This is a genomic window from Clostridioides sp. ES-S-0108-01 (genome assembly GCF_020662285.1).
GTDB lineage: Bacteria > Bacillota > Clostridia > Peptostreptococcales > Peptostreptococcaceae > Clostridioides.
In genome coordinates, this window is record NZ_JADGMN010000002.1 from 134,720 (window position 1) to 147,272 (window position 12,553).

General features: G+C 28.1%; 8 protein-coding genes, 1 pseudogene and 1 other annotated feature. All 9 genes and pseudogenes read left to right on the top strand.

The window, feature by feature from the left end; genetic code table 11:
* The first annotated feature begins 105 nt into the window (after positions 1 to 105).
* The 9 genes and pseudogenes from IR152_RS03030 (at position 106) to IR152_RS03070 (ending at position 12,441) form a co-directional block, all read left to right on the top strand.
* Positions 106 to 2,172: an ATP-dependent helicase gene (locus IR152_RS03030; protein WP_227450338.1), complete on the top strand. Its 2,067-nt coding sequence runs from the start codon at positions 106 to 108 to the stop codon at positions 2,170 to 2,172.
* Between the two features lie 370 nt (positions 2,173 to 2,542).
* Positions 2,543 to 2,753: a binding site (T-box leader), on the top strand.
* Positions 2,754 to 2,978: 225 nt separating this feature from the next.
* Positions 2,979 to 3,794, top strand: a complete 816-nt coding sequence (locus tag IR152_RS03035) for a transporter substrate-binding domain-containing protein (RefSeq protein ID WP_227450339.1) — start codon at positions 2,979 to 2,981, stop codon at positions 3,792 to 3,794.
* 27 nt (positions 3,795 to 3,821) lie between these two features.
* Positions 3,822 to 4,499, top strand: coding sequence for an amino acid ABC transporter permease (locus tag IR152_RS03040; protein ID WP_227450340.1), 678 nt, complete (start codon positions 3,822 to 3,824; stop codon positions 4,497 to 4,499).
* A gap of 58 nt (positions 4,500 to 4,557) precedes the next feature.
* Positions 4,558 to 5,280: an amino acid ABC transporter ATP-binding protein gene (locus IR152_RS03045; protein WP_077709725.1), complete on the top strand. Its 723-nt coding sequence runs from the start codon at positions 4,558 to 4,560 to the stop codon at positions 5,278 to 5,280.
* A 644-nt stretch (positions 5,281 to 5,924) separates the two neighbouring features.
* Positions 5,925 to 7,076 (top strand): cysteine desulfurase family protein, encoded by a 1,152-nt coding sequence (locus IR152_RS03050; protein ID WP_227450341.1) that lies wholly within the window; start codon positions 5,925 to 5,927, stop codon positions 7,074 to 7,076.
* A 48-nt stretch (positions 7,077 to 7,124) separates the two neighbouring features.
* On the top strand, positions 7,125 to 8,297 hold the full coding sequence (gene thiI / locus IR152_RS03055) for a tRNA uracil 4-sulfurtransferase ThiI (RefSeq protein ID WP_227450342.1): 1,173 nt from the start codon (positions 7,125 to 7,127) through the stop codon (positions 8,295 to 8,297).
* A gap of 134 nt (positions 8,298 to 8,431) precedes the next feature.
* A pseudogene (locus IR152_RS03060) lies at positions 8,432 to 8,812 on the top strand (prepilin-type N-terminal cleavage/methylation domain-containing protein); the annotation flags it as partial.
* Between the two features lie 258 nt (positions 8,813 to 9,070).
* Positions 9,071 to 9,712, top strand: a complete 642-nt coding sequence (locus IR152_RS03065; RefSeq protein WP_227450343.1) for a nitroreductase — start codon at positions 9,071 to 9,073, stop codon at positions 9,710 to 9,712.
* A 1,025-nt stretch (positions 9,713 to 10,737) separates the two neighbouring features.
* The gene (locus IR152_RS03070; protein ID WP_227450344.1) at positions 10,738 to 12,441 is read left to right on the top strand and encodes an InlB B-repeat-containing protein; all 1,704 of its coding nucleotides are present in this window, start codon (positions 10,738 to 10,740) and stop codon (positions 12,439 to 12,441) included.
* Positions 12,442 to 12,553: the final 112 nt, after the last annotated feature.

Below are 12,553 nucleotides of genomic sequence, written 5' to 3' on the forward strand. Positions count from 1 at the left end.
GTCATGAAAATAGGACTGGTGTGGTTTAATAGAGGAAAAATTAAATGTATTTTTATGAACTTTTAGTTTATAATTAAAAAGAAAATAATATAATTATGAATTAGGGTGGTGGAGCTAATAATCACAACAAATATAGATATAAGAAATTTAAATGAAAATCAATTAAAAGCAGTTGAACATATAGATGGGCCTTGCATGATACTTGCAGGGCCTGGTTCAGGTAAGACTAGAGTAATTACATATAGAATATCTAACATGGTCGTAAACAAAAACATAGCACCAACAAGAATCTTGGCAATAAGTTTTACCAAGGCATCTTCAATAGAAATGAAAAATAGAGCTTTAAGTTTAGGTGATGATATAAGGCTTAATAAGGTGACTTATGGTACTTTCCACTCTGTATTTTTTAAGATTCTAAGATACTTTGAAAGATACAATTTAGATAGTATATTTGATGAAAAATCAAAGAGAATGACAATCAAGACAATTTTAAAAAATTTAAATATAGAGAATGCTGATGATGATGAGAATATAGGACAAGTTATAAATGAAATTTCTTATGTAAAAAATGAACTTATGGATAAAAACGAATTTAATTCAGAAGTACTAACAAAAGATGAGTTTTTAAAAGTGTATAACTTATATGAAGAGCAAAAATCCAAAGTTAATAAAATTGATTTTGATGATATGCTTATAAGAACTTATTACTTACTCTTGAATAATAAGTCTGCATTGGAAATGGTTAGAAATGTGTATAAATATATATTGATAGATGAATTTCAAGATATAAATAAAGTACAGTTTGAAGTTTTAAAGTTAATTTCTAGCCCTTTGAACAATATATTTGCAGTTGGAGATGAGGACCAAAGTATATATGGATTTAGAGGAGCTAGACCAGATTTTTTACTTGAATTTGAACAATACTTTAATAATACTAAAAAAATAATATTAGATATAAATTATAGGTCTAAAAGTGAAATAGTGCATACTGCAAATAGACTTATCGACAAAAATAAAAATAGATACGAAAAAGTCATTAAGTGCAGTCAAGGTTCTGGAGGAAGTGTTAGTTATATTTCTCCGCATGATTCAGAGGAGGAAGCCTTATATATTGCCAAGGAAATAATTGACGAAATAAAAAAAGATTATGTAGAGTATTCAGACTTTGCAGTAATTTATAGAACCAATATACAGTCAAGAGCATTAGTAGATGTATTTATGGATATGAGGATTCCATTTGTAGTAAAAGATTCAGTAATTACAATATATGACCATTGGGCAAGTCAAGATATATTAGCATATTTAAGAATTGGTATTAATCCAAAATCAAATAAAGATTGGCTAAGAATTATAAATAAACCCTTTAGATATATATCCAAAGACAGTGTAAATATGGTTAAGGATGAAAAAGATTTTATAACAGCATTAATAAATAAGTGTAATCTTCATCCTAAACAGGTTAAAACAATAAATGATTTGGAAATAGATTTAAGTTATTTAAATACTTTAAATCCTAAAAACGCAATATCTTATATTAGAACTAGCCTTGATTATGATAGATACGTTTTAGATTATTGCAGTAATAGAAAAATAAAGACTAACGGACTTGTAGAGATATTAAATGAACTTGAGAGTTCAGCTACTAATTTTAATACTCTGACAGAATTTTTAGAGCATATTGATAGGGTAAAGACTGAGTTAATGGAAAATAACAAGAATAAGCAGACTGAGGGTGTTATATTTACAACTATGCATAGTGCAAAAGGATTAGAATTTAGAAATGTTTATATTATAGGTGTGAATGAAGGAACAATACCTCATGAAAAATCATATGATATTTGTAAGGAAGAGAAAAAAGAAGAACAATTAGAAGAAGAAAGAAGACTTATGTATGTTGCTATTACAAGAGCTGAAGAAAAATTATGTATAAGCTCTACCTTAAATAAGTATGGCAAGAAAGTTGATAAATCATTATTTATCAATGATATAAAATCGCCAACAAAAAAAGAAATTGATAGTATTGGTGTAGGGGATAAGGTATATCATAAAAAATTTCATGAAGGAGAAATAATTAAAAAAGATGGAATTATGTTTACAATAAAGTTTAAAGATAGAGAGCGAATCTTAGATTTGAAAACTTGTTTATTGAAGAATATAATTTATATTATTTAATTTAGAATTTAAACTTAGATAGGCAGATAATAGATTATTTATAGGTATAGACTAGCAAGAAGTATATTATTTATGTGTAAGGCAAAGAGATAGGTATAAAATGTATTATTTATAATTACTAAAAAGTGAAATAAACGCTTAATATATTATTTATAGTTGTTTAGAAATAGCAACAATGTTAAATATATTATTTAGTATTATCTAAAAGATAGTTAAAAATATGAAAGATGCTATTTATGATTATACAAAGAGTCTCAATAAATATACACTGTAGTATTCAAATAATTTACAAGTAAAAATTATTAAAAAATAAAAAACTTATTGACAAAAATATTATAAGGAAGTACAATTGTATTAACAATTTAAGGAAACAAATCCAGTGATAGAGAAAGTAGCATATATGGATTTACAGCGAGTTAGGGGTTGGTGTAAGCCTAGCAATGAAGTCTATGTGAAGAGAGCTCTGGAGGAGATTATCAGAAATTTTAGTATGATAATTGGTTTGCCCGCCTTAAGGGATTGAGAGGATAAGTACTTACTTATCAAAAAGAGTGGTAACGCGGATATAATTCGTCTCTTAGCTGTAAAGCTAAGGGACTTTTTTGATTTAAAAATCAAAATATCCATACGGCTTAAAGGCTAACATTCACAAATTTTGAAAGCAATATAAGTATTTATCAATAAGAGTGGTAACGCGGTAAAGTCGTCTCTTAGTCATTAAAGACTGAGAGACTTTTTTTGTAACTCGAAACATTTAAGTATTAAAATCTGAGGGAAATTATAATTAAAAGAGAGGGGTAATTAAAATGAAAGTATTTAAAAAATTATTAAGTTTAGGATTAGTATTAGGATTAACATTATCACTAGTAGGATGTAGTGGTGGAGAAGAAAAGACAAAATTAGAACAAATAAAAGAAAGTGGAAAATTGGTTGTTGGTACTAGTGCAGAATTTCCTCCATTTGAATTCCATAAGGTAGTAGATGGAAAAGATTCAATAAAAGGATTCGATATAATGTTGGCTGAAGAATTTGCAAAGGAGCTTGGTGTAAAGGTTGAAATTAAGGATATGTCATTTGATGGATTGGTAGGTGCTTTAAATGCAGACCAAGTTGATATTATTCTTGCAGGTATGTCTCCAACACCAGATAGAGAAAAGAGTATTGATTTCTCCGAATTATATTATTTAAGTAGAAATGCAGTTATAGTTAAAGATGCAGATATGGACAAAGTAAAAACTGAAGATGATTTAAAGAAACTTAGAGTTGGAGTTCAAGCAGGAAGTATCCAAGAAGAGTATGTAGTTAACACTTTAAAAATGACAACTACAAAATCTTTAAAAGCAATACCTGATTTAATTACAGAATTAAAAAATGGAAACATAGATGCAGTTGTCACTAATGAAGCAGTTTCTCTAATAAATGTTAAAAAATATGATGGAATAAAAGTGGCAAATACTGAAATTGGGAAAGATGTAACAGAAGGTATGGCAGCAGCAATCAAAAAAGCTGACAACAACAAAGACTTTATAGAATTATTAAATAAAAAGATAAAAGAATTACAAGATGGTAAGAAGATAGAAGAGTTTTTAAATGAAGCATCTGCTGAAGCTGCTTCAAATTAGTAAGAAAGTTATGTGGGAGATGAAATTATGAGTTTAGATTTTAGTTTTTTAAGTAAATTTGGGACTTCTTTTTTGGAAGGAACAGGTGTGACAGTATCAATTTCTCTTGTGGCATTATGCTTTGGATTTATAATAGGTATAATTATCTGTATGGCAAAAATATCAAAGAGCAAAGTATTAAGAACAATATCATCAATCTATATAGAGGTTTTAAGAGGGACACCATTATTAGTACAGATATATATAGTATGGTTTGGATTACCTCAATTAGGAATAAGATTCCCTATGTTGTTTGGTATACCAAGTGAATTCATAGCTAGTGCATTTGCATTATCAGTAAATTCTGGTGCATATGTGGCAGAGATACTAAGATCAGGTATACAATCAGTTGATAATGGACAAATGGAAGCAAGTAGATCGTTAGGATTAAATTATTGGTCAACTATGAGATATATAATAATACCTCAAGCTATAAAAAATATATTACCTTCATTAGCAAATGAGTTTATTACACTTGTAAAAGAATCTTCAATAATATCTGTAATAGGAGTTGTTGAAATAATGCGTACTGCTGATATAGTAAAAAATGCAGCATTTAGAGCATTAGAGCCATTAATAGTAGCAGCAGCAATTTACTTTGTTATAACATTTACTCTATCAAGATTAGTTGGATTATTAGAAAAGAAACTATCTGTGTCTAACTAGATGAGAGCATGTTTAGCATTTAGGGAAAACATAGAATAGTAAAAAGGAAAGTGATAATATGATTACAATAAAAAATTTAAGTAAATCTTTTGGAGATTTAAATGTATTAAAAAATATAGACTTAGAAATCGATAAAGGCGAAATAATGGTTATAGTAGGTCCAAGTGGTTCTGGTAAAAGCACTCTTCTTAGATGCATGAATTTACTAGAGATACCTACAGGTGGAGAGATAATATTTGAAGGAAAAAATTTGGTTGATAAAAAAACTAATATTGATGAGGTTAGACAAAATATAGGTATGGTGTTTCAGAACTTTAATTTATTCCCACATAAGACTATTTTAGATAATATAACATTAGCACCAATTAAATTAAAAAAGATGAGCAAGGAAGAAGCAGAAAAAAAAGCAGAAGTTTTGTTGAGTAGAGTTGGTCTTTTAGATAAAAAAGATTCATATCCATCACAATTATCTGGAGGACAAAAGCAAAGAATAGCAATAGCCAGAGCACTTGCTATGGAACCAGATATGATGCTATTTGATGAGCCGACATCTGCCCTTGACCCAGAAATGGTAAACGAAGTTTTGGATGTTATAAAAGAACTTGCTAAAGAAGGTATGACAATGGCGATTGTGACCCATGAGATGGGATTTGCTAAAGAAGTTGCAGATAGAGTTATTTTTATAGATGGAGGAAGTATACTTGAAGATAATTCTCCACAAGAAGTTTTTGGAAATCCAAAACATGAAAGAACTAAATCATTTTTAGCAAAAGTGTTATAATATATAAAAAGGATGTTATTGATATTAGAAATTCAATACATCCTTTTTTAGTGATAACTATTAGAAGTTTAAAATTAAAATTATATTAATATTAACTTTATTTTTCTGAATTTTTGCAGAAAAAAAGAGCTCGGGGTAAGCTCTTTTTTTCCACCGGATTAATTTCCGTTACTAATCCGATTTTTAATAAATATAAAATATATCCTTATGAAAGGGTATTGGGAATAGATATATTAACTAACTAGGGTTACCAGGGGGATAACCTTAATTTATTATAACAAAATGCGACACAAAAATCAATATTTTTTTTAATATAAATTATAAAAGTTATTTTTATAACAAGTAAGCTTATAAAATTAACTTTTATAGTAAAAATAAGTACATGTATAAAATAATATATTTATTTTATATAATATATTATTTTATCATATATTGTATTTTATAATATATTTTTGTAGGGTATAGTATAAGTATATTATATTTTACTATAAAAATTTATAATAAAGTGAAAAAACTAGCTTTTCATGAAATTATATTTTATAATTCAAGAGTGTCTTTTTAATAAAGATTAACAAAAAAAATATTATAATTAGTGGTATAATAGTTAGAGTTGAAGATTTTAAATAAAGGTAGGTGTAATTAAGTTGGAAATATACTTAGACAATAGCGCAACTACAAAACCTTATCAAGAAGTTATAGATAAAATGGTTTATGCACTTAATACGGAATATGGAAATCCTTCTTCTATCCATAGAAAAGGTATAGAAGTTGAAAAAGGGATAAAAGAAGTAAGACAGGATATAGCTAAATCTCTAGGAGTGAAAGAGAAGGAGATTTATTTTACATCAGGTGGTACAGAGTGTAATAACACTATAATAAGAGGTATTGCCAATCTAAATAAAAAGAGAAAAAATCATATAATATCTACTAATATAGAACATCCTTCTGTTTTAAATACATTAAAAGATTTAGAAGAAGATGGTTTTGAAGTAACTTACTTAGAGGTCGGAAAAGATGGAAAAATAAATATAGAAGATTTAAAAAATGCGATAAAGTCAACTACATGTTTAGTAAGTATAATGCATGTCAACAATGAAATAGGAACTATACAGCCAATAGGTGAAGTTGGAAAGTGTTTGAAAGGTTTAAAAGAAAAGATTTATTTCCATGTTGATGCTATTCAATCGTATGGAAAAATTAACTTTAGACCATCTAAATACAGTATAGATTTTATGAGTGTAAGTGCACATAAATTCCATGGTCCAAAAGGGATTGGATTTATGTATATAAAAGAAAGTAATCGTCTTAAGCCTATGTTAACAGGTGGTGGTCAGGAACTTGGAATTAGGTCGGGAACAGAAAATGTGCCTGGAATATACGGTCTTGGAGAAGCTGTTAGAATACTAAACAAAGATTTAGATGCTGTTATTTCGAAAGTAAATAACTTAAAAAATACATTAAAAAACGAAATAATTGACAATATAGAAGATATAAAAATTAATTCTCCAGAAGATGGAGTATGTCATATATTGAATGTATCATTTATAGGGACAAAAGGAGAAGTTTTACTTCATTATTTAGAGCAAAAGGGTATTTATGTATCAACTGGGTCTGCATGCTCTTCTAAGAAGAAGAGGAGTCATGTATTAAATGCTATAGGTCTTACAAATGAAGAGATAAATGGGACAATAAGATTTAGTTTATCTGATATGAATACAGAAGAGGAAATGTCAGAAGCTGTGAGAGTTTTGAAAGAATCAATTTGTGACTTAAGGTCAATAATGAAAAGAAAATAGATAATACTGTATAAATAGTGAGACTAAATTAGTTTAAGAGGTGAAAAGGTGTATAATATATTAATAGTAAAGTATGGAGAAATTGGCGTAAAAGGAAAGAATAGATATATATTTGAGAATAGGCTTATAAGAAATATAAGAAATATGTTAAAGCCAATTGGCAAATTTAATGTGTATAAGGAATATGGAAGAATATATGTTGATTTAGAAGATTATGATTATGAAGAAGTAATTGAAGAAGTTAGAAAAGTATTTGGAATAGTGGGTGTATGCCCTGGAGTAAGAGCTAAAAAAGATTATGATACATTAAAAGAAATAGCTTTAGAAATGTTAGAAGAAAAAATAGATGCTGGATATAAAACTTTTAAGGTAGAGTCAAGAAGAGGAGATAAGTCTTTTGGGTTGACTTCTCAAGAAATGAGTATGGATATAGGTGGATACTTATTATCAAAGGTAGGAGATAAGATTAATGTTGATGTAAGAAATCCAGAAGTTAAAATAAAGTGTGAATACAGAGAATTCCATACTATGGTCTATAGTGACACTATACCTGGATATGGTGGATTGCCACTTGGAACGAATGGTAGAGCTATGTCTCTTTTATCAGGAGGTATAGACAGCCCAGTGGCTACATGGATGGTTGCAAAAAGAGGTATGGAAGTAGAGGCAGTTCACTTCCACAGTTATCCATTTACAAGTGAAAGGTCACAGGAAAAGGTTAAGGATTTAGCTAAAATACTGGCAAAATATTGTGGTAGAGTAAGACTTCATAAAGTTAACATATTAGAAATACAAAAGGCAATCGGTGAGAATTGTAATGAAGAAGAAGCTACTATTCTTTCAAGGAGATTTATGATGAGAATAGCACAGAGACTTTCTGAAAAAAGACATTGTGATGCTTTAATTACAGGAGAAAGTATTGGTCAGGTTGCATCTCAAACTATACAAGGACTTACTTGTACTAATGCTGTTGTAGATTTACCAGTATTTAGACCGCTTATAGCAATGGATAAATCAGATATAGTTGATATAGCTAAAAAAATAGGGACTTTTGAAACGTCTATAATGCCTGAAGAAGATTGTTGTAGTGTGTTTTCTCCTAGAAAGCCTGTCACTAAACCTAGATTAGAGAAAATAGAAAAATCTGAAACAGCACTTGATATTGAAAGACTAGTACAGGATGCTATTGACAAAATAGAAGTAGAGGATATTGAGTTTTAGTAGGCAAGTTATTTAATTCTTAAGTTGAATATTAAGTATATTAGGAGCTCTCTTGAAGGGTATTATGTAGATAATTTATTAATATGTAGTATTTAAAATAAGTACTATAATTTTATTTAATGGGAATGATTATTATGAATAAAAAGGGTTTTACATTACTTGAATTATTGGTTGTTATATCTATAATAGGGATTTTAGTTATAGTTGCAGTTCCAGCATTATTTAGAAATACAGAAAAAAATAAAACAGTTACATTTCTTTCTAATAGAGAAAACATAAAGTCTCAAATTGTTATTGCAATGGATGAAAAACCAAGTAAAGACAAGAATGAAGTTATAAAAGATGTATTAAAAAACAAAGATGGGAAGCACTTTGAAACAGAACCAAAGTGTAAGTCAGGTGGAATATATTCAGCATAGTTTGATGATGGTTATGATGGAATAACTCCAGGAGTTTCAAATGGTAATGATGATTTTAGAAAATATTTATTAGATAACAAATATAAAAATGGATGGAGTCCTTTAAATTAATATAGAATACTCCATTAATCTGGTATTGATTAAACTATAGAAAAGAGTAGTTTCTATAGATAACTAATACCAGATTTTCATTTATATGTACGATTAAAACATATATCGAAAAGTTTATACTTTCAAGTCTTCACATGTAAACTAAAAATAATTATAATAAGAATATAGAGAAATTTAATTACAACATTAATTTTCTAAAGATTTAGTATTTATACTAAAAAATACATAAAAAGGGGAATAGATATGATTAATAATTTTCAAGATAACCAAACAATAAAATTAATACAAAGTCGTAGAAGTATACGAAAATTTACAACAGAACAAATTAGTGATGAACAACTAAACACATTGTTACACTGTGCATTTGTAGCACCTTCAGGATGCAATAAACAGCCTTGGCATATAACCGTTGTACAAGACCAAAAACTTTTAAAAGAGATTAGCGATGATACTCTATCTAGAATTCATGAAGTTAGTAATGTTGAGATAAATAAAAACTTTAAGTTATTTTATGGTGCACCAACTGTTTTATTTATTTCTTATGATGAAAATAATTCATGGGCTCCATATGATATAGGAATACTTACAGGGAATATAACAACAGCTGCACAAGCACTAGGGCTTGGAAGTTGTGTAATAGGAATGGTTAGAGGATTGTTTACACCTGTTGAGCAAGGGGATATTGTAGGTCTTGTGAGTGTGTTGGATAAGGAAGATGTAAAAGAATCAGAGTCGATAAAGATGAAGTTTGATACAAATAAAAAATACAGAGAACTACTGGATATACCAGAAGGATATTCTGTACCATTTGGTATTGCTGTTGGTGTTCCAGATGGGAATCTACCAAAGGCTAGAGATGTAGTTTATAAAGTTTCTAGAGTTTAGACTAAAGTATTGCAATAATAAATCAATTACTTAAAAAATTAAAACCAGTAATATTAAAATAAATTAATGGAACAAGAAGTCACTTAAAAAGTAATCTAAATTTTTCTTTGTAAAATAATTAAATAAAGAATAAGGTAATAAGTACTTTATTTATTATCTGATTCTTTATTATTTTTGCTTTGTAAAATGATAAAAATAAGAATTAAGTGTGATAAAATAGAGAACAAATGTGTTAGTTTTAAGTATGTGATATAAAATTTATCAAAGTTAAAAGACTTTAAGATATGTTTTCAGTATACTGGAAAAAATGTCAAAATATTGAAATAAAGAAAAAATAGTGGTATAATGAGAAAAAAAGTAACCATTAGTTGTAAACAAGTAACTTTTTGTTGAAATTGATATATTTTTTTAAGATTATCTACGTTAATAATCAAATTTATGAACATTTATTTATTTTTTATGTTAGAATATTTCTTAGAAATAAAATACTTCTTAGTTTACTTTGATATGTATATTTGATATGTATATTTTTATAGCTATTTTATTATAAAAAAAAGAACCATTTTACAACAAATGGAAACTATGGAAGTAATAATTAAGATAAAAGAAGTAATAATTTAAAATAAAAAATATTATTTTATATTGATAAACATTGAGATTCTAACTTGTAGTGTAATCGTATTTTTTACTAATTCTTACAAAATCAATAAATACAAGGATATCTATTTTAAAGTACATAAATCTGTAAAATCCAGAAAGCAGTTTTTAAATTATGTATTTTTATTCTATAATAATAAAATATTTAATATTCTACTTTGTAAAACATTAATATTTTTATATAAATTTCAAATATATTTTCTAGTGGACTATAAGTAAATAGAATGTTAAACGTAATATAAAAAATTCGATTTTTAAGTTAGGCTTTACAATAGATTAACCAAATTCTAAATAGATAGTTTGAGAAACTATAAAATAAAGTTTGGAAAATCTATTTAAAATAAAAATCATTATAGGGGGATTCTTATATGAAACACAGGTTAAGAAAATTAGCATCATTTATTTTGATGACAACTTTAGTTGCTAGTGTAGCAATACCATCATATGCACAGGCTTTGCCAGATAAAAATAGTAATGTAGCACAACAATTTGCAGAGAGAAGATATGATATGAATGGAAGGTATCAAGTAGATTTTCGTGCAAATATGGGTAGTGGATATGTAACAATTTTTTCATTGTTTGTACCAAGTGGTGGAAAATCATTAAATGTAAAGTATGTATGGGGAACTGATCCAAAGGGTGGTTCTCAAGAGGGGTGGATATTACAAATTAATGGAGAAAAAGTTTCGACTATTTATGGAACAAGCTATGGATTTCCAAATGGGATACCATCTGCAGGTATAACAGGAAGTCAGATGATGGGAGTTTATTCTTTTGTGACAAATCGAGATATGTCTGGTGTAAATTGGAGCTATACATCACCTAATACAGGTAGTGGAGGAGCTACAAAAATATCATATGCATCTACTGAGATTTCAGATGCAAAACTTTCTCTTAAAGTTAATTATAAAGATAAAGAAACAGGAGCTATAGTTGCATCATATCCAGCTAAAGTGCCTGCTAAATATGGAAACAGTACAGTTGTGGCTGATACGGCACAAATTCCTGCAGGATATAAATTGAATCCCACAAGCCAATCTAAAGTGGTAAATCTTACTCAAAATGGTGTTAATCCAAATGAAGTTAATTTTACAGTAAGTCCTGATAAGGCAGGAGTGCCAGAAGAAAATCGTGTCCTTATAGTTGGATTTAAAGATAAAGATGGAAATAAGGTTGGAAGTACTTATATAGAAGAAATTCCAGATATATTAGGTTCGCATGATGTAGTACCAAATAAATCAAAAGTACCTAATGGTTATAAGCTTGATCCTTCTAATCAAACTCAAACTGTAAATCTTCAACCAACAGGTCTTGATAAGGGTGTTGTTTATTTTACAGTAAGCCCTGATATTCCACTTGTAAATCGTGTAGTTACAGTTAACTTTAAAGATAAAGATAGTGGAGCAATAATAGGTGACCCATATACAGTTACACTACCAGCTAAATATGGAAATCATAGAGTTGAATCTGATTCTAAAAAAGTGCCAGATGGATATGTACTTAATCCAGATAATCAATTTGAGATGGTAAATCTTAGTGTAAATTCTCTTGTACCAGATACAGTTTACTTTACAGTAAGTAAGATGCCTTCAGAGGCAGAACGTACTTTAACAATTGGATTTAAGGATAAAGATGGTAATGTAGTTGGAGGTACATATACAGAGGTTGTTAACGCTGTATTTGGAGACCATACTATAACTCCAGATTCTACAAAAGTACCAAATGGATATAAATTAAATCCAGCAAGTCAATCTCAAACAGTTACACTTAATTCTTCTGGAATTAATCCAAATACAATTTATTTTACCGTAGCTGAAAAAACTTACAGAGTAGTTTATGATGCAAATTTTCCAGCAGGAGTAGCAGTTTCTGGCTCAGCTCCATATGATCCAACAAAATATAAAAAAGGAGAGACTGTAACAATTTTAGGAAATACTGGTAGTCTTACTGCTGATACTTATACATTTTTAGGTTGGAGTACAGTTAAAAATGATGCATCAACAATTGTATCTGGAACAATTACTATGAGAGAAAGTAATATCATCTTGCATGCTGTATGGCAAAAAAATTAATACTATAAGTTAACATTATAACTCATAATCTTAATTTAATATGATTGATATTTAGATAATGAGAATGAATTAATAGACATAAGAAATACTGATATATATTTTATCAGTATTT

Excerpts from the sequence above, each read along its gene's own strand:
- IR152_RS03035 (WP_227450339.1), top strand. The coding sequence starts at position 2,979 with ATGAAAGTATTTAAAAAATTATTAAGTTTAGGATTAGTATTAGGATTA.
- IR152_RS03040 (WP_227450340.1), top strand. The coding sequence starts at position 3,822 with ATGAGTTTAGATTTTAGTTTTTTAAGTAAATTTGGGACTTCTTTTTTG.
- IR152_RS03045 (WP_077709725.1), top strand. The coding sequence starts at position 4,558 with ATGATTACAATAAAAAATTTAAGTAAATCTTTTGGAGATTTAAATGTA.
- IR152_RS03065 (WP_227450343.1), top strand. The coding sequence starts at position 9,071 with ATGATTAATAATTTTCAAGATAACCAAACAATAAAATTAATACAAAGT.
- IR152_RS03070 (WP_227450344.1), top strand. The coding sequence starts at position 10,738 with ATGAAACACAGGTTAAGAAAATTAGCATCATTTATTTTGATGACAACT.